We start from the raw sequence: 18,292 nt of genomic DNA on the forward strand, positions 1-18,292 counted from the left end.
GGGTGCGGGAAATGTGAAGGCTTAACCGTTAACATCCGGCCCCGGATGGAGACCACCCCGGCTCCGGTAGGCCTGGTAGTGCTTCTCGAACAGGGCGCCCGAGGCCTCGGCCCAGTCGCTGAGCGTGCGGCCTGCCGGCAGTTCGCCGACCAGGAACACCATGCGCTGCTTCACTTCCTCTCCCAGCTCGTACTTGATGATCTTCTTGTTGAGCGTGCCGCCGGCATACCGCTCGATCTCTGGACTGAATTTCGTCAGCGAGGTATACATCGGCTCGCCCGAGCGCGCGCACCACACCTTGAATGCGTCGTACAGCTGGTTGACGGCGACCGTGATGAAGGGCAGCTGCAGGAACCCGCGCGACCACTCGCGGTAGAAGCGTTCGGACGGCGCCAGGCTCTTCTCGATCAGCTTGTCCTTGGCCTCGTTGTAGATCGGCTTGGTATGCTGGTCGAAGTCGCCCATGTCCAGCTCGTGCACCAGGTAGTGGTAGAACGCCTCAATGCCGCCCTGGCGGATCTCCTCGGCTACGCTCTGGTAGAACTCCTTGGTCAGCGCCGGCGGCGTCCACACGACCAGGTAGCGCCGGTCGGTCTTGTCCAGGGCGAGCGGCTGCAGCTCGTTCGACAGGAACACGAAGTTCATCTGGTTCTTCTCGACGTGCTCGGGCAGGCCCTTCGGGTTGACGATCACCGTGTCGCCCGAGATCAGGCCCTTGAGCTTGCCCTTCATCTGCTTGAGCTCGGCCCTGGTCACCACCTCGTCGGCGACCATGAACAGCTTCATGCTGGCCCAGTCGTTGAACTTGCTCTCCAGCTGGTCGTTGCCGATCACGTAGCCGTAGGCGCCATAGATCGGCTTGACCACACGCTCGAAGAAGAAGTTCTTACCCGAGCCTTCGTCGCCGTGCATGATGATGGAAGTCTCCATCTTCGCGCCCGGGTTGCGCAGCGGGTAGGCCAGCCAGCGCGCGATCCAGGTCTCCAGGTCCTCGTTGCCGTCGCACAAGTGCGAGAGCAGGGTCAGGATCTGGATGCACTTTCCCTTCTTGGGCGTCATCGGCCAGCCGTTGAACAGATTCACGGTCGCGGTCGGGCCGCTCTCGGCCGGCGACGGGGTGTCGGTCGGATCGAAGACGATGTTCTTCTTCAGTACCCACTTGCGGCCGGGCCCGCTCCAGAACTTCATCACGTCGCTGCTGCCGACGATCGTGCGCATCGCCGAGATCCGCATCAGCATGCGGTGCGTGCAATCCCATACCATGTCCTCGCCGTAAATCAGGATGAAGTTGTCGAGCACTTCCTCGACCTTGTCCCAGTGCTCCGGGCCGTAGACCTTCTTGGGCTTATCCTTCTTCGGTTTCTCGTCGCCGTCCGCTTCCCCCTCCCCCCGCGCAGGAGCGGAGCGGGGCGGCGGGAGCGGATACACCTTCCCCTGCCCACCGGAAGCGCCCTGCGGCCCTGCATCCGCGCCGAATCGGGCTTCAAAATCTACCGGCACCTCCTCGCCCGCCCCTTCTTCTGGCTGCTCCGCACCGAAGGGGGCGGGGGGAACGGCCTGTGCGCCGACCGCTTGCGCGGGTGGGATGTGGGGAGGAAGGGCCGCAGGCGCCTCACCGGACTCGGCCGCTTCCGCGCGGGGGGGAGGGGGAGAATCGATATTGCGCTGCTTCGCAGCGAAGGGGAGGACGTTCGCAGGCTGCGGCGCTGCCTCGGCCGCTTGCGCGGAGCTGGGGGCGGCGGCCTCGGTATTGCGCTGCTCCGCAGCGAGGGGGAGAGTGGCACCGGCTGGCGCCGGCGCCAGGATCTCGCGGTTACCGTTCGACAGCATCGCCGACACGACTCCGGCCTCTTCCATCTGCTCGAGCAAACGTGCGGCACGGTTGTAACCGATGCGCAGGTGCCGCTGCATCATGGATATGGATGCGCGGCGGTGCTGCAACACGACGGCAACAGCCTGGTCATACAGCGGATCGGCATCGCCGGCGCCGGCGGCCGCTTGCGCGGGAACGGCGGGAGAATCTGTATTGCGCTGCTCCGCAGCGAGGAGGGAAAGACCCAGTTGCGCCGCGACCTTGTCCAGCCCTTCCTCGATGTGGAGGTCGTTGAAGTCGGTGAGCTTTCGCCCTGCCCGGTCGACCGCAAACAGCGGCACCGCTACCGAAGCATTGCCGACGACGGCTGCCGCGGCGTGGCAGCTGGCCACGCCGGCGTTCGTGAACGTGGGCGTGCGAACGATACGGCCCTTGCGGATGTCGGCCTCGATGTACCGGATGCCCTGGGCGTCTTCGCGCCACCTGGCCATCACCTCGACCTGGTCGCCATCGTCAGCGGTGACCAGGTGCGTCGCGCCGTCGATCGGCACCTCGGCGGATACCTTGAACTCCTCCTGCAGGCGCTCGACATACCGCTCGACCAGCAGGTAGTCGTCATCGGCCAGGAACAGCAGGTGCGCGTTCGGGTAACGCTGGCGCAGGGCCTTGGCAACATGCATCAGGTTGCCGGCGTTGAGGGCGACCGCGACAGGCAAATCGTAGCCAGGGGAGAGGGACTTGCGGGCAGTGGCGCAGGTCGCGTAGCCCTCGCCAACCGCGATGATCGGGGCGCCGGCCAGGGTGCCGAGGACGTGCGCGACGCCGATCGCGTCCATGCCCTTGTTGAGCATCTTTTCGCCGGCAGCGTCGATCTTCTGCAGGCCGAGCAGCTGGCCGTTGCGCACCAGGGGAATGAGAAGCCGGCCGTCGAGACCGACGCGCAAGCCTTCGGCCGGCACCTGCTTGCGCTCCAGGTACGGATGCACGACGGGAATGCCCTCGGCCCGGCGCCATTGGTCGCGGGCGCGGCCTGCAGCCAGGCGGGCGGCCTCGGCGCGCTTTTCCTCCTCCGCCTTTTCGGCTGCGCGCTGCTTCTGCGCATACTCGGCGCGGTCCTCGTCGGTCATGCTCGAGGTGTCGATCTTCACCGGCACCGTGTTGCGGTTCTCCCCCTGGAAGTGTCCGAAGGCGCCGGTGACGATGGTACGGCCCGATTCCAGAGTCAGCTCGCGCAGGATGTACCAGCACTTCTTCTGCGGCCCGAAGCGCTGGAACTTGCCGTTCGTGAGCGGGTGATTCGCGGGAAGCGGCGGCAGGCCGTACTCCGCCATTTGAGCGACTACTTCTTCCTTACTGCTCATCGGTTGCTGTCCTCGTGCTGCACCTTGATACTGCTGTGGAAGGCGACCTGCCTACCCGCGTGCAGCGATGGGATGCCCTGGTAGTCGAATGCACCCGGGCGCAGGACGCGGGCACGCGGCCGGTTTTGGGGAGAAAGGGGCCGGCCTGGTGCGGCACAGGTAACGGCCGGTGCGGCCGGCGCCGGACTGGCGGACGGATCCAGGAACATCCCGCCGCGGCTGGTGAGCGTCACCACATCGTCGCGGCGAAACACCAGGCGTTGCCGCTCGAGCGGTCCGATGATGAGACGCTGGAACCGCCCCGGCTTCTCGCTCCACTGCAGCTGTATCATCAGCGCGGCCGGCGTGGCCTGCCCGCCCATGTTCTGCAGGTGCTGCAGGGTCTGATATGCGCCGCTGCCCTTGTTCGGGCCTTTCAGGGCGTTCATGCGCCCTCCTGGCGCGCCTGAGGCGTGTAGATCCGAAACATCAGGGCCAGCAGCTCGGCCAGCACCTTGTGCATGCGCGCGGCGTCGTCCTCGAGCTGCTCCTTCTCGCGCTGGTCGATCTTGTCGTCCGCCGTCGCCTCGGTGAAGTGCCGCGAGAATGTGCCGAGCTCGGCGTAGAGGTCGTTGAATTTCTTCATCAGGACTTCGTTCTCGCATTCCAAGTCATCAGGCAGCTTCACGAATACGCCGCCTGACGCGGTGGCAATCGCTTCGGCATAGAGAGTGGTGTTCGAGAGCGTCTGCAGGGCCAGGCAGTGCTCCTCGCTGAGCACTTGCCCCTTTACTTCATAGGCGCGATTGCGCAGCGCGACCGGCGAGTGCAGGCCAAGATAGGCAGCAGTGACCTCCCACGTTCCCGGCACCTTGCGGATCATCTCAAGCTTTGCGTCACGCAGTTCCATACATCTCCCAGCTTTATTTTGGTTTTGCCGACACGAAGTAGGCGTTACAGTTCAACAACAATTACAAAAACGAAACTTCCTATGTCCTCAACGAGATTCGTCCAGGCCGTCCAATCTATGCACTTGGTGCACTGGCTCGACCAAGGTTTCCTGCGCACGCTTGAGCCGCATTTGTTTGGCATGGTTTCCGGTGGCCGCGATGTACTGATCGCATACCAGGTAGCAGGTGGACCGCGAATTGATGAGCAGCCGTGCTGGAAAGTGATTGACGTGGCCGAGGCAGTGACTGTCGCGGATACGGAACACTTCGCCTGCAGCCGCGATGTGCCTGGCCACCTGCAGGAGCTGGTGCGCGCGATTTATGCATCGTCCGGCTCGCCAGTTGCACCGCCAGCTTGCTGGTCCTTGGCGGTACCGCGCAGGTAGGCCCAGTCAACGTCGGGCCGAAGATCTTCACACCGCACGGCGCCGCAGGATGCCTTGTCGATGTTGATGCAGAGATTCTCGCCCAGCCGTTGGTTGACGCTCACGGCCTTGCGGAGATAGCTCTCGGTGGTTTCGCAAGCGGCACAGAATTCGGCGCGCTCCGATTTATCGAGCTTGTTCAAGAATGCGAGTAGTTTGTCCATAGGCAAGCATATTACTAAACGGTAATGATGTCCGTCAACACCGTTTGGTGATTTACTCTTTAGTAATCGGCTAGGACAATCCCGGCTATGGAAATCCAAGACATCCGCCGCGCCCGCCTGGCGCAGCTCATACAGGAACGGTATGGCAACTCCCAGGCCAGGTTCGTCGACGAAACAGGCGAAAACCAGGGAGAGGTATCTGGCCTCTTGAGGGCCAAATCGTTTGGGGAGAGGAAGGCAAGGAAGCTCGAGGCTAAGTGCAACTTACCGGCAGGCTGGCTCGATGTCGATCCTAAGTCGGAGGCTGCTGAACAAGCTGCGCAAGCGCCGTCGCTGCGGCCACAGCCACCACTCTATGTCGTCGAGAAAGTCGAGCCACAGTGGATGGCCTTGGTCCACGTGACACAGCGAGAACTAGACTTGCTTACACGGTACCGGCGCTCGTCAGATATCGGCAGAAGCTTGATTGAAACGGCGGCCGAGTCAGCCGCCGGCGGCGTGTCAGGATCGGGTTCCGCCCACCAGTCGTAAAACAGGCTGCGCCTGCGCCGGGTGCTTGGCTGCCATGGCCTGGGCAAGTTTCAACATCTCTATACGTGCCTCAGGACTCATCGCCCTGAGCGCCTCTTTCATCTGCTGGAAATACTGTTCCACTCCTCACCCCGGCGTAACAACTCAGCTCTGTTGGCACACGACAACTTCTGAAGTTTAGAATACTACACCATTTATACTGTATGAATATACAGTAGATTTCAATTTTAGCAGCGCCGCCCAGGTCGCCTGCTCAAACCGCCTTCATTACATACATACAACAATCCTCGACCACGCCGGCGCTGTCCGGCATTTTTTTTACACTTTTCGCCGAAATATCCAGAATATTACCTTTTGGTGTTGACGGCCATCATTACCATTTAGTAATATCTCTCACATCTTTTGAGCCCGCTGAAAGGATGTGACCATGAGGTCGTTTCGAGTAACCGTACAGATGCCCGGTCAAGTGCATCGCTTCTACGCCATCGCCCGCTCGGCGGCCTCAGTATATGCGGCCGCTGCAGCGAACCAAGGTGACGCGGTCTTCGGCATCACGGTCCTGCCGTTATGAGCCGACAATTCACCGCCCGTACCCGGACCGCAGCACTTGGTAACGGCGAGCTTCACCAGGCGCTCGAGCATGCGCGCAACCGCGCTACCCTCAACCGCTTCTGCAGTGCACACGTCTGCACGCCTGCCGAGGTCTCGGAGGATGGCGTTCGCATGCACCTGCCGCATGTCCTGCAGCTGATGCGCAACCGCGGTTACCAAGTCGCCGACCCCATCCGTGCGCCCCATCAGCCAAAGCGCGGATTCACCGCCTGGATGGTCCACATCCGCATGCCTCGCGTCGAGTTCGACGTCAGCTTCTACACCCCTGATTCAGCCAAGTCCGGCCCTGCCCGGAAATCTCACCCATCCAGCCTGGAGCACGCATGACTCTTCCGCCGCCGCTTTCCGCGCACGACCTGGCCATCGTCGACGCGCAGGTACAACACACCTTTGATGATGGCCACTACGGCCACTTCGAAATCGCGAAACTGCGCGCCTCACCCGACAACCGCAAGCGCTTCAACGAACAGGCGCTGCAGGAGCTGGCCGAGAGCATCAAGACCATGGGCGTTGCACAGGCCATCCTGATCCGCCCGGTGACGCCGACGGAAGACGCCCCGCAGGAATTCGAGATCGTTGCCGGCGAGCGCCGCTTCCGCGCGTCAAAGATCGCCGGCAAAACCCACATCCCGGCCCTGTGCCGCAAGCTCAGCGACCTGGACGCGGCGAAGATCCGCATCCTCGAGAACCTGCAGCGCGAGGACCCGCACCCGATGGAAGAGGCCGAGGGTTACCAGCTGCTCATGCTGCAGCACGGTTTCACCGCCGACCAGGTGGCCTATGAAGTCAACAGGAGCCGGTCTTACATCTACGGCCGTCTGAAGCTGTGTGCGCTTGGCCTCGAAGTTCGCGAGCTCTTCCTGGACAACAAACTGTCGGCGTCGACGGCGCTCTTGGTCGCGCGCATCCCTTCCTGGCAGCTCCAGGCGAAAGCAGCGCAGGAGATTCTCAACCCGCCCTACAGCAGCGAGCCGATGTCGTATCGCCAGGCGGTGACTCACGTCCAGCAGCGATACATGCTGGACTTGGACACCGCCGTGTTTTCGCTAACCGATGCAAAGCTGCTGGCCGCTGCTGGCGCCTGCACGAAGTGTCCGAAGCGCGCCGGCAACCAGCCCGAGGTATTCGAGGGAGTCAATCCAGACGTCTGCACTGATCCCGATTGCTTTGCCGAGAAGAAGGCAGCGCACTACAACGCCACGATCACCGCTGCGAACAAGAAGGGTATACCGGTCCACGAGGCATCCGAAGCCCACGCGATGGCAAGCAAGGCATGGGATCGCAATTCCGAGCTCGTCCATGCCGATGTACACCTGAGCTATTTTGAACGTAACGCCCCATCGACGAAGAACGCCGGCTATGTCTGTGACCACCTGAACAGCGAGACACTGCCGCCCGTCGCTGCATACGTCAAGAAGGGCGACGGCCATCTCGCTGCTTACTATCGCCGCACCGACGTGCAACGCGCCCTCGAGGCCGTCGGCGCTTGCGAAACCGTCGAGGGCCACGCCGAGCGCATGTTCGCGATCGAGGCAGACCCGAGCCTTGCGCCTCCGAAGACGAAGGATCAGATCGCCAAAGAAGAGCGCGAGGCAAAGCACCAGGCCGCGCACGCCGTTGCCGACAAAGAACGCGCATACAGGCTCGCGCTGTACAAGCAGTTGCGCCAACGTGCGAGCACAGGTGCCCTCGGCCTCTCGTCCTTGCGCGAGTTCATCAAGGCAGCCTCCGATGAGTACGACCTCAATGCATGCCTGCACGACCTCTACGAATGCGATGTCAAGACCGACCTTGATACGTTTATTGATACCGCAGACGCCCATGCTCTGCAGGTTCTCCTCATTGACCTGATTCTCGGCCACAGGCTCGAGCTCCACTGGTACAACGTCGGCGACGCTGATCAGGATGCCGAGTTTGCACCTGTTGTCGCCATGGCTCGCCATGAAGGCATCGACGTCGAAGCCGTGCGCGCCGATATCTTCACCCCGGTGCCAGAAGCGACGGCAGCGGCAGAACAGCCTGATGCTGGCATTGGTTCGGCCACCGTCCGCTATCGCAATCCGAACGACCCGGCGCAGGCTTGGACCGGACGGGGACGCCAGCCGAAGTGGGTCAGCGAATGGGTCCAAAACGGAAAATCGCTGGACGCCCTGAAGGTTAGCACCGCGCCTCCAAACGGCCAGGCTAAACCTGCCGGCACGCGGCCCGTCCCTACCTCAAACAGCATGTTCAGCACCTCGCAGGCGGCGTGATGACGCTGAGCGAAACGACCATCAGCGCGATCGCCAGGGCGCTCTTGAATGATCGCAAGGCGCTTTCGAAGAGCCTTGTCTTCTGGAGTGCGCCCGGCCGGACAAAGCAACTCGCCGACCAGCACGTCGACGCGATCGACAGGGACCTGCAGGAAAACGCCAGTGCCCTGGTGGAGCTGGCGAATGGCGCGGCTCCCTGGCTGAAACAACGCCTCGACTGGCAAGACATCACCAATTACAAACCGCTCACCACGAAAGAACCAGCATGAAGACGATCACCCAACTCCTCCGCACCCGCTTTGCTGCCTTGCGCGCCCTGCTGGCCCGCATTCCAGCGCTGCTGCAGCCGACCGCACCGCTGCCGGTCGGCGCCCGCCCGGCCCATTGCGGCAATATTTTGACCCTGCTCGCGCACCTGTGCGACATGGACGAGGACGTGCGCCTGTGGGTCTTGCGCTGGCTGGCCTACCCGCTTCGCAACCCGGGCGCCAAGATGGCGACGGCGCTGATCTTCAATGGCGGCGAGGCCTCCGGCAAGACGCTGTTTTTCTCCCGAGTGGTGGCCCAGCTGTACGGCAGCAACGCGGCACGCATCCGCCCGAGTGACCTGTACAGCAAGTTCAATCCCTGGGTGGCCGGCGCCAACCTGGTCGTGGTCGACGGCGAATATGCACGCCGCCACATCGAGCGCCTGAAGGCCATGGTTACCGGCAGCCAGGTCATGCTCGACATCAGGGGCCAGGCGCCAAGGACGGTGGCCAACCGTCTGAATTTCATCTACATCTCGTCGCGCGACGACTTCCTGCCTATGGACACCGGCAACCGCCGCTTCGTCGTGGTCGAGGTTCCGCCCGCGCGGCCGCGGGCCTTCTATGAGGCCATCCACCACGAGATGGCGAACGGCGGCATCGACGCCTTCCGCGACTACCTGATGAACGGCCTGGACATGGGCGACTTCAACGAGAACACGCTGCCGCCGCCAGTGCTGTGGAACGATCGGAGGGCAGCATGACAGGGCCCATCGCCGCGAACCAGGACCAGCCGCTGAACCCGAGCACCTTCAAACACCAGGCCCTGCTGCTGAAGTCCATGCACTGCTGCCGCCCGGTGCTGCACAACGGCCTGAAGCATTACATCCAAGGCCTGACGAGCAACGTGTCCGGCTGCGATATCACGATGCTGGTGTACCTGACCGGCAAGCCGGACGGCATCGACAGTTCGCTCATCGAAATCATGACCACACCCCAGCAAGCGACAGAGGAGACGCACCATGCCTGACATCCAACAAGTCAAAGGCGAAGGTAGCCATACGGCTGGGGAAGGCCGTTTCACGTACACGATCACATCGCGCGCAGAGCACGTCGGTGGCGGCTGGCAGCTGAAGCTGCTAGACAACGGTGAAGAAGTTGGCGGTGGCGTTTTCCCGCTCACCGACGAGACGACTCATGGCGATGCCTATGGTGACGCATGGCTCGAAGGAGAAGGTTGGCTCGGTTCTCGTCCAGGCCTGGATGACGTCATGATCGACACCGAGACGGCCGGCACCACGCCCGGATCGGCAATCCTGAGCATCGGCGCCGTCATGTTCGGGCCGGCCGGCCTGGGGGCAAGCTTCTACGCGCCGATACTGCTGCAGTCCTGCACCCACGTCGGCCTGATCATCGACCCGAAAACAATCACCTGGTGGATGAACCAGAGCGACCAGGCTCGCGCTGCAGCCTTCCATCCTGATGCCGCACCGCTGCCCCAGATGCTGCTCGACTTCTCGAACTGGTTCGTCGCGCAGCGCGCGAAGCGGCCTTGGTGCCAAGGGGCGAACTTCGACATCCCGCTGCTGGATGCCGCCTATAAAGCCTGCGGCATGGTCCCTCCGTGGCAGTTCTGGAATGTGCGCGACACGCGCACGCTGTTCGAGCTGGCCGGCGTGAAGGTCGACCGGAGCAAGGGCACGTACCACAATGCGCTGGATGATGCACATGCGCAGGCCGAGGCCGCAGTGAAGGCGATGCGTGTGCTCAACGCAACCCTGGACAGCAGGCTGAAGGCCGACAACGAATGCCTGCTGGACGAGGTGGAGCAGCTTCGCCAGGTCATCGCAGGATTCTCGAAGGCGCGGATCGCTGACGATCATGCGGGGGACGAGCGGCCCATCTGGACGCGCCAGGACTTCGCAGAACATATCGTCCTGGCCGTCGCTGAGCAACCGGACCTAACCAGCCCCGACGAATACCCGGACTACATGCTGGTGAAGCCGAATAAGCTGCGCGACTTCATCGAGAATGCTTTTGAAGCTGCCGACGAGGACGGCGGACTGGAAGGCTGCGTCGCCACCCAGCCGCCCACCGCTGCTGTAGTGGCGGCATCGGATAAGCAAGTGCAGCCAGTTCTGCCGCCGTGGCCCGAGCCCGTTTCCGCCAGTGAGCATGAGAAAACGACCATTGCGCCGTGGCTGACGGACAAGCAGATCGTGGACGCGCTGCACTCGCTCGGCATCGACACGGAAATGAGCAAGTACGGGTTCCCCGAGATTCAGGTGCGCGGCACCAACGTCCCGAACATCCGGCGCTTGGTTGCAAAGCTTGCCGCGCTGGCTCCGCAACCTTTAGCGGTAGATGAGCGGGCGCGATTTGAGGCCGCTTGGCAGCCCATCAGCACTGCGCCGAAAGACGCCTACATAATCGGTTACTGGGAAGGGTATAAAAGGCCATGCGTGATGTGGTGGAATGTTGTCGATCAAGCATGGGAAAGTCACATGGATAGCCACGAGCAACCATCACGTTGGCTACCACTACCGCCGCACCCTACCGCCAAGGGGGCAGCAGGGCAGTCCGCCAGCAATCCTCTGCAGCCTGTAGCTATGGACGAGCAGGCGATTCGTGCCGCGCTGGACCGCGCTGCTGCCGACGATGGAGTTCAGCATGGCTGATCTGGCGTACAGCAAGCAGGATTACCTCGAGCTGGACCTCTTCACCGGTGAAGAGGCCAACATCACCTGCCGCACGGTCAAGCTTGTCAAGACGCGCAAGCCGCACGCCTGCTACTTCGGCCAGAACGGCGACGGGCACAGCACTGCGCCCGGCGACCTGGCGCGCCATGAGAAGGCACTGGTCGATGGCGACTACTGGGGAAGCTACTACCTGTGCATTCGTTGCATGGATCGGGAGCTGGCTGATCTGCGCGGAGACATAACCGCGCTGGAAGCGGCATCGAAATATCGTGATTTCTCACGCTAATTCCTTGCGGGATTAATGACCATGCAGACCATAGACGATGCAGTGAAGCCGGAGAACACCCCGCGAAAGCGGGGAAGGCCTTCGACCGGCAAGGCCCTGTCCGACGCCGATCGGCAGGCGCGCCGGCGGGAAAAACTGAAGACGGTGGGCAAGGCGCTGCTTCCACCGGCAGTGGTGTCGCAAGAAGTCGAGCAGGCCCTCGCAAAATTTATTCAGTTTAAGGACATGACGCTTGGCGATGCGCTGGACCGCATCGTCCGCGACAGGCTGCTGAGGAAGCGGTCAGGAAAGAGAAAGAGAAAGGAACAAACCCATGGCTGACGAAACCGATTTGATCAACCGCTTGGCTGCAGCCGTGGCTGACCGCATCCGGCCGCAGATCCCGTTCGACTACGAGATGTGGGACATCGCCACGATCGCAGCCTGCATGAAGCTCAGCGAGGCACAGGTCCGCGAGCGCCTGGCGCCCCAGCCGGACTTCCCAAAGGCGATTCGCCTGCCGACCACCAGTGGCGGCAGAGGGCATGCTCGGTACCGTGCGAAGGAGGTATGGGCGTGGATGATGAAGTACCAGGACAAGCACTGAGGTTCCCGCAACCGGAATCGAAAAAGCCACCGCGGGGTGGCTTTTCTTATGTTAGAAGGTGTCGAAACTCTTGCAGCAATGTTACGGGTCCTGGTGCTAACTCTGACGTCCCTTGCACGTCGCAATCCTTACGTGGACACGCAGCCAAAAATAGCGCCCCCTGAAGCCCGACCTGCACCATGCCAGTTCCATGAATCGGACACCGGCAGTCATTTAGACGCCGCTCGCGGTCAGCTAAAGTTTGCCTCGGGGGTGCCATGTTATTCCCTGTCTTAGAACGCCTAACAAAACCCTCTCGTTGCTCTGCAGGCAACGGGCGGGTACACTGAGCCGTGGCGACCGTCCGCAATCGGCCAGAAGCGGACTGTCGCAGGCTGAGTTGTAACGCCAATCCTCTTGCAAATATTGGGTATCGTCGATGCTCCACCTTGGGCTCTTCAACTTTCGAAATGACGACGTTTTGCTTATCGCCGGAGATACAGCGGCAATAGCAGCATTGGGAAATCGCTTACGAGCAGAATTTAGCTCTGGAAAGTCATGCGTCCCGATTCATAATCTCGCCTCGGTTTCAAGCCGCCATCCTGCATTGCTCTTTGCTGTGCGAGGAGATATTCGGCCCCAAGAGAAAGACGCTTTCGTATGGCCCTGTTCGGAAGCCGATGTTCAACGATTGATTGCTGCGGGGTCGCAGGCGACTGAGCTTTATTTTGACCTTACAAGAACGCCGCCCTCCTTGTACGTCAACTTCTCGGGTCACTACAACGAGGAATGGTGGGCAACTTATGGGTAAGCGTCCCTAAAATTTGAACGTCCGCTTCGGGTCGTTAGCGGACGTACACGGCCTCAGTCCGGGCACTAACATGGCGTCCGTGTTCTTAGACGGACTGATGCCATGGCCCGAGCACTTCTTCCCGAAGACCTGTGGTCGCTTATAGAAGCCCATCTGCCAAGCCATCACCGATCGCCAAAAGGCGGACGGCCACGTATTGATGATCGCGCGGCTATGACGGGAATTCTGTTTGTCCTCAAGACCGGAATACCGTGGGAGAACCTGCCGCGCGAACTCGGCTGCGGCAGTGGCATGACATGCTGGCGTCGCCTTCACGAATGGATGCGAGCCGGAGTTTGGCAGCGCGTCCACGAGGCGATTCTTCGACGGCTCCGAGAGCACGACCAGATCATGTGGGATCGAGCTTGCGTTGACGCTGCGAGCGTACCGGCACCTGCCGGGGGCGAGCACACAGGCCGTAACCCAACCGATCGCGGCAAACTCGGAAGCAAACACCATTTGCTGGTCGATGAGCGTGGGCTTCCACTGGTGGCTCAGATCTCGGGCGCCCAAGTACATGACTCGCGTTTCCTCATCCCGTTGGTAGAGTCAATCCCGGCAGTGAAAGGGCTGGCTGGCCGTGCGCGCAAACGTCCAGGTAAGTTGCATGCTGACCGAGCGTACGCTTCGAGAGCCCATCGGGCTTGGCTGCGCAGTCGGGGCATCGCCGCTCGTAGCGCGCGCTACGGTAAAGAGTCGCGCGAAAGGCTTGGACGGTGGCGTTGGGTCGTCGAGCGAACCTTGGGTTGGCTACACCGCTTCCGCAGATTGCGCATCCGGTACGAGCGGCGAGCAGACATCCATCAGGCATTCCTGTCGCTTGCCTGCTCGCTCATCTGTTGGCGGTATGTCGAGAGGTTTTGTTAGGCGTACTTAATCTATTATTCTAGGCCCAGGGCCTTCATTGATTCGGGCCGATGCTCTTCACGCAGTCTTGCCAATTCCTCGGCATCCTCAGCAGCCAGGATGAAGAGCAAATCCGTGGGGTCCTGCCCATGCGACCGCGCGTGCTTATCGAGCGCAGCAAAGGTCGCGACCTTCTGCAGCTCCTCAACAGTGCTCCCCAAGATGTCCGCATCGGCTTGAGTAATGGTGGCCAGCCTTATAGCCAACATAGGGTCTTCCGCAACGACGATGCTAGTAACTTTGGCCAGTTGCGCATCTGTTAATTTCGGCATGTGTAAACTCGACAGTAGAATCGCAGCAGTATAACCTTCCAAGCATTGGGCTTGGCAGTTTGCGTAAAGTCTGCTTACGGCAATTTTTTGATATCTCAACAGCAGTACGCACGAATTACCCACACCATTTGCAACCATTTGATTTATAAAGGTTTTGGATTCCGGCCGGAGGCACCACCTACTCATCCGTAGTAGTCCAGCGAAGTCCATGAAACCGCGTTTCTCCCTCTGGGGACGCGGTTTTTTTGTGCGCCGACGTTTGAGCTCGTCCATTACCAGCCCGCGTTTTTGGATCCATATTTTCGCTTATGGAGAAAAAACGCTTCACGTCATGGATCCAAAATGCCCAAGATCTGCACACCGCTGACGGACACCGCTATCCGCAACGCCAAGCCCAGGGAGAAAACCTACACCCTGGGTGACGGTGAAGGCATGTACCTTGAGGTCATGCCGAACGGGACAAAATTCTGGCGCATGGCCTATAGACAGCCGAACGGCAGGAAAAACCGACTGACCTTTGGTAAGTATCCCGTCGTGTCGCTCGCCGAAGCGCGCACCAGGCGGCTGGCAGCTCGCAGGCTGCTGGATCAAGGCATTGACCCCGGCAGGGCCAAACGCGAAGAAAAGGAGGCCCATGCGACGGCGGCGCAACATACCTTTGAAGCGGTCGCCCGCGCATGGCTCGCCAAGACTAGGGCAAGCCGCGCCATCAGCACGCAGGAGAAGAATACCGCTTGGCTTGAAGGGAACATCTTCCCGGTCATCGGCTCCCTACCCATCTCCACCATCAAACCCAAGGACGTGCTTTCCGCGCTTCGACGGATCGAGGCGCGGGGAGCGATCGAATCGGCGCACAAGATCAAGCAGCTATGCGGTCAGGTATTCCGATTTGCGGTCGCCAGCGGACTTGCCGACAGTGACGTCACCGTCGACCTGCGCGGCGCGCTGTCAGCGGTCCCGGAAACGCACTACCCTGCGATCACCGAGCCGACACAAGCTGCCAAACTTCTGCGCGCGATCGACGCTTACAGCGGGCATGCCTACGCCACTTTCGCGCTTAAGCTTGCGCCGCTGGTGTTTGTTCGCCCTGGAGAGCTGCGCACTGCCGAATGGTCCGAGATCGACCTTGATGCGGCCGAATGGCGCATCCCTGGCGCCAAGATGAAGATGGGGCAGGATCACATTGTGCCGCTAGCGACGCAGGCCGTCACGCTACTGCGTGAGCTTCATGCGATGACAGGACATGGCAAGTTCGTGTTCCCAAGCGTCCGCACCAGCACACGCTGCATGAGCGAGAACACGGTCAATGCAGCTTTGCGTGGTATGGGATACGGCAAGGACGTGATGACCGGCCACGGGTTCCGCGCGATGGCGCGCACGATCATGGACGAAGTGCTGGGCGAGCGGGTGGATTTGATTGAGCATCAGCTTGCGCATACTGTTAAGGACCCAAACGGACGTGCTTACAACCGTACAGCGCACTTACCTGCACGCCGATTGATGATGCAACGCTGGGCGGACTATCTTGATGCTATTAAACAGGGCGACTCAGGAGTTCTTGACAACTAAGAGTGACTTAAAAACGCTCGTACTTGTTCCCGTGGCAATAACCTCGTACACGGAGCTGAAGTGCGCTATCGGTCACGAGCAGACCTTACCGCTGAACCTTACGCGAGGTCTGGTGTATCGCTGTTCTTCCTTTCAAAAACGTGGTTGTTAAATATTCCGCAAGTCGAACCAGGAAAACAGGCTCTCGGTTGTGTTGAATGAGATATATCCGCGAGTGTACGCCCAGATAGTTGTTCGCTTTGTCACCCAAAGCAAAATGGTTCGTAAAGATCCCGTCTTGGTCGAGCGCGGCTTAAGCCGTATTGAGGAATTTTTATCGCAAGAGATGCTTGAGACCTCGTCCAGATCTTTCATCTACCTTCCTGTTCTGTATAGAGCCAGGAAGTAGCGTAAGCGAACGCACGAGACGACCAAACGTGGGCGCGCTCAATCCGCTCTATCAGGCAATTTGCGCCCTAGCGCAAATTTCGACTTATCGGGAATTTTGCGCTAATGTTGTTCAAGTTTCATGCTCTTGAAGAGCGATCCGGGCAAGTTGGGCAAAATCATTGACCAAGTTTGGATCGTCAAACGAGTTCAAGATATCCTGTATCGCACGGAGCCGCGCAGCATCACTATAGAATCGTCGTCTGCCTCGCTTTATTCGTGCAATTTGATCCTCTAGCGATGCAATTGTCTGCTGATCAGCTTCGCAGAGAGCGTACGGCCTTCGATGATTGGCGGACGCGGTTTGAATAGCGAGGTGCGCTGTACTTTGCGCCACGTATTCGTTTTTACGAAGCTTTTCGCTTTCCTGGTTAATGTAATCAGTTACCTTTGATGTAAGAACTCGTCGTGTGGCACTCAGGCTCCTTGCTGGCCGGCTGAGTGCTACTAAGTGATGAATAAATTCAACTGGAATTTCAACAAATGCACCCGCGAATTTTTCCGCGAGTGCGAGTGTTAAGGTACGTATCGCTGGATCGCCGGAGCGATTGGTTGGCGCAGTGACCAGCGTTGTCCACTGACCTAATGAATCAAGCCCTGCGCAAAACTCCTGGGTATTTGCCGGAGGTGGTAAATGCCTTAAGGCAGGTAACACGCTACGCAAGGAAGCCGCTTGCCCACGAACACTTAGTACAAGCGACGGTTTGATGACTTCGACTTCACCTTGTTCGCTTAGTTCTACATATGCACTAGCTGCGCTGTCGCACGCTGTCAAACGATGGAAGATGCTATCTCTCGTTCCTTTGAAGAACGATGCAGCTGCCGGCCCAGAGGTACAAAGCGAGAACCAAGTTGTTTGCACTTTGTCTTTGCGAGACGTGCCATTAAAAATATTGATGGTTTGCAAAATATCTTTCATCACGGCATTACTATTCGTGACGTCATGCAAGGCTAAAACAGTTTCCTCATCCATCATTATGTTCCGTGAGAATGTTTTACGAATTCTACAGCATCGGCTAAGGCTAATGCCAGCACGGAAGCCATGCGTGGCGCCTCAGACAGAACCGTCGCGCTGATAACAATGTACATAGTCTCAATTGAATAGTATTATTCCTAATCTCGCTAGCTGAACAGGTCATCAAAGGCCGACTTGCATAAATATGCTGCACCGGTCTAGTGATAGAAATCCATAATATTAAGTTCCCCCAGATAGATTTCACACTTTAATTTTAGCACTGGGCAATAAATTAAAAACCAAATCCTGCACATAAAGATGGCAAACCGAAAACATATTACTGAACTTGCATTAGGTTTTTACTCTGCCGGAATAATTCTTGTTCATGCAAAAGATATAAAAAAGGTCGGGCAACAATCACCTGATGAGGCCGAGTTAGCAGAAGACTGCCACATTTATTTAATATTGACTCGGCCAAGGCTCTGCTACGTACCAGGATCAATCGTCATTGGTGAGCGTGAAACCGTCGGCAAAATGCAATATACATCCAAAGGCGTTCCTCACCAATTTGAGTTTCGCCTTAACGGAAAACCGAATGCTGATGAAGTCAAGATCAGTGAATATCCCCATTCTGACCTTCTTCTCATTCGCGATGGCGAGATTTCTCTTAGAGCACCAGCACATCTTATTTCGATGATGTGCAATTACGTAGAAGAGCCATCTGTACGGGACTTTGAGGTTCAATACGTTGGCATGTCGTATGCCGACGGCAAGCGTTCGGCTAGGGATCGTTTACAGAGCCACTCTACACTGCAACAAGTTTTAGCTGATCTGAGCCATGATTCTCCAGAGTCCGAAGTGCTTTTGGCTCTCGTACAATATGAAGCGCCTCAAACGATAATGACGTTCGATGGGCGAGACAAGTCTCTGAAATTAGAAGACGACAGGGATGTAGTAAGTGCTCTGCGGCGTCAGGAAGAAAAAATAACTGAAGATCTGCAAATTTCCTTGATCGAAGCAGGGCTCATTAAATATTTTCAGCCACCTTACAACGATAAGTATAAAAACCGATTCCCTCATCCCACCCAAAAAATTCTCGAAGAAGTCTACGATATTGACTTTGGTGCACTTACAGTTGAGATCAACACTGAATCAATAAATGCTAGGTTGAGATCTGGTTCCCGAAGCGTGGGAGCCCATCATATTGCAAGTTACGACCTGCACGATGTTTCAACTCGGCGAAGTTTTTTCAATATCATGAACGTCGCATTCGGTTCCGATGCCTCAGATCACTCTGGCCCGATATTTTAGATATGATCTGTACAGAAAGGCTACTCACCTGTTTTAAAGCGATCAGTGTATCTACAAGAGCATCGTTACCTAAGGAATAGGTCGCTCGCGCACTTGCATAACGACAGCTCTGCCTTAA

At 58.9% G+C, this 18,292-nt stretch carries 19 protein-coding genes; 13 read left to right on the top strand and 6 right to left on the bottom strand.

Going from position 1 to position 18,292, the window contains the following annotated elements:
- Positions 1-21 precede the first annotated feature (21 nt).
- From ACFPO9_RS24905 to ACFPO9_RS24920, 4 genes are all read right to left on the bottom strand, one after another.
- On the bottom strand, positions 22-3,174 hold the full coding sequence (locus tag ACFPO9_RS24905; RefSeq protein ID WP_379776380.1) for a DNA translocase FtsK: 3,153 nt from the start codon (positions 3,172-3,174) through the stop codon (positions 22-24).
- Positions 3,171-3,602, bottom strand: a complete 432-nt coding sequence (locus ACFPO9_RS24910) for a hypothetical protein (protein WP_379776383.1) — start codon at positions 3,600-3,602, stop codon at positions 3,171-3,173. Before ACFPO9_RS24910 ends, ACFPO9_RS24905 begins: the two co-directional genes overlap by 4 nt.
- On the bottom strand, positions 3,599-4,063 hold the full coding sequence (locus tag ACFPO9_RS24915; RefSeq protein ID WP_379776385.1) for a YmfL family putative regulatory protein: 465 nt from the start codon (positions 4,061-4,063) through the stop codon (positions 3,599-3,601). The genes ACFPO9_RS24910 and ACFPO9_RS24915 overlap by 4 nt, the downstream gene beginning before the upstream one ends.
- A gap of 359 nt (positions 4,064-4,422) precedes the next feature.
- On the bottom strand, positions 4,423-4,692 hold the full coding sequence (locus tag ACFPO9_RS24920) for a YdaS family helix-turn-helix protein (RefSeq protein ID WP_379776387.1): 270 nt from the start codon (positions 4,690-4,692) through the stop codon (positions 4,423-4,425).
- 87 nt (positions 4,693-4,779) lie between these two features.
- Between ACFPO9_RS24920 and ACFPO9_RS24925 the strand changes: the two genes are divergently transcribed.
- The 11 genes from ACFPO9_RS24925 to ACFPO9_RS24975 all read left to right on the top strand — a co-directional run bounded on the left by ACFPO9_RS24925 (position 4,780) and on the right by ACFPO9_RS24975 (position 13,602).
- Entirely contained in the window at positions 4,780-5,223 is a 444-nt protein-coding gene (locus tag ACFPO9_RS24925) for a hypothetical protein (protein ID WP_379776390.1), read from the top strand.
- Positions 5,224-5,790: 567 nt separating this feature from the next.
- The gene (locus ACFPO9_RS24930; protein WP_379776393.1) at positions 5,791-6,162 is read left to right on the top strand and encodes a hypothetical protein; all 372 of its coding nucleotides are present in this window, start codon (positions 5,791-5,793) and stop codon (positions 6,160-6,162) included.
- Positions 6,159-8,087: a ParB/RepB/Spo0J family partition protein gene (locus ACFPO9_RS24935; protein ID WP_379776395.1), complete on the top strand. Its 1,929-nt coding sequence runs from the start codon at positions 6,159-6,161 to the stop codon at positions 8,085-8,087. The genes ACFPO9_RS24930 and ACFPO9_RS24935 overlap by 4 nt, the downstream gene beginning before the upstream one ends.
- The gene (locus tag ACFPO9_RS24940; protein ID WP_379776398.1) at positions 8,087-8,356 is read left to right on the top strand and encodes a hypothetical protein; all 270 of its coding nucleotides are present in this window, start codon (positions 8,087-8,089) and stop codon (positions 8,354-8,356) included. The genes ACFPO9_RS24935 and ACFPO9_RS24940 overlap by 1 nt, the downstream gene beginning before the upstream one ends.
- Positions 8,353-9,099: a primase-helicase family protein gene (locus ACFPO9_RS24945; RefSeq protein WP_379776401.1), complete on the top strand. Its 747-nt coding sequence runs from the start codon at positions 8,353-8,355 to the stop codon at positions 9,097-9,099. Before ACFPO9_RS24940 ends, ACFPO9_RS24945 begins: the two co-directional genes overlap by 4 nt.
- On the top strand, positions 9,096-9,365 hold the full coding sequence (locus ACFPO9_RS24950) for a hypothetical protein (protein WP_379776404.1): 270 nt from the start codon (positions 9,096-9,098) through the stop codon (positions 9,363-9,365). The genes ACFPO9_RS24945 and ACFPO9_RS24950 overlap by 4 nt, the downstream gene beginning before the upstream one ends.
- Complete coding sequence (locus ACFPO9_RS24955; protein WP_379776406.1) at positions 9,358-11,013, top strand: 3'-5' exonuclease; 1,656 nt, start codon at positions 9,358-9,360, stop codon at positions 11,011-11,013. The genes ACFPO9_RS24950 and ACFPO9_RS24955 overlap by 8 nt, the downstream gene beginning before the upstream one ends.
- On the top strand, positions 11,006-11,320 hold the full coding sequence (locus tag ACFPO9_RS24960; RefSeq protein ID WP_379776409.1) for a hypothetical protein: 315 nt from the start codon (positions 11,006-11,008) through the stop codon (positions 11,318-11,320). Before ACFPO9_RS24955 ends, ACFPO9_RS24960 begins: the two co-directional genes overlap by 8 nt.
- A 15-nt stretch (positions 11,321-11,335) precedes the next feature.
- Entirely contained in the window at positions 11,336-11,641 is a 306-nt protein-coding gene (locus ACFPO9_RS24965; protein ID WP_379776412.1) for a hypothetical protein, read from the top strand.
- Positions 11,634-11,906: a hypothetical protein gene (locus ACFPO9_RS24970; protein ID WP_379776415.1), complete on the top strand. Its 273-nt coding sequence runs from the start codon at positions 11,634-11,636 to the stop codon at positions 11,904-11,906. Before ACFPO9_RS24965 ends, ACFPO9_RS24970 begins: the two co-directional genes overlap by 8 nt.
- Before the next feature lie 892 nt (positions 11,907-12,798).
- Positions 12,799-13,602, top strand: a complete 804-nt coding sequence (locus ACFPO9_RS24975; protein WP_379776417.1) for an IS5 family transposase — start codon at positions 12,799-12,801, stop codon at positions 13,600-13,602.
- A 14-nt stretch (positions 13,603-13,616) separates the two neighbouring features.
- Here ACFPO9_RS24975 and ACFPO9_RS24980 read toward each other — a convergent pair whose 3' ends face one another.
- Entirely contained in the window at positions 13,617-13,913 is a 297-nt protein-coding gene (locus ACFPO9_RS24980) for a DUF6388 family protein (RefSeq protein WP_379776419.1), read from the bottom strand.
- A 342-nt stretch (positions 13,914-14,255) separates the two neighbouring features.
- Between ACFPO9_RS24980 and ACFPO9_RS24985 the strand changes: the two genes are divergently transcribed.
- Positions 14,256-15,482, top strand: coding sequence for a tyrosine-type recombinase/integrase (locus ACFPO9_RS24985; RefSeq protein WP_379776422.1), 1,227 nt, complete (start codon positions 14,256-14,258; stop codon positions 15,480-15,482).
- A gap of 499 nt (positions 15,483-15,981) precedes the next feature.
- Here the strand turns inward: ACFPO9_RS24985 and ACFPO9_RS24990 are convergent, their stop codons facing one another.
- Complete coding sequence (locus ACFPO9_RS24990) at positions 15,982-16,881, bottom strand: hypothetical protein (protein WP_379776424.1); 900 nt, start codon at positions 16,879-16,881, stop codon at positions 15,982-15,984.
- Positions 16,882-17,181: 300 nt separating this feature from the next.
- Here ACFPO9_RS24990 and ACFPO9_RS24995 point away from each other — a divergent pair, with 300 nt between their 5' ends.
- A complete protein-coding gene (locus ACFPO9_RS24995) occupies positions 17,182-18,174 on the top strand; it encodes a hypothetical protein (protein WP_379776427.1) in 993 nt (330 codons plus the stop codon).
- The last annotated feature ends 118 nt before the right edge of the window (positions 18,175-18,292 follow it).

The organism is Massilia aerilata, assembly GCF_042656905.1.
GTDB classification, from domain to species: Bacteria; Pseudomonadota; Gammaproteobacteria; order Burkholderiales; family Burkholderiaceae_D; genus Telluria; species Telluria aerilata.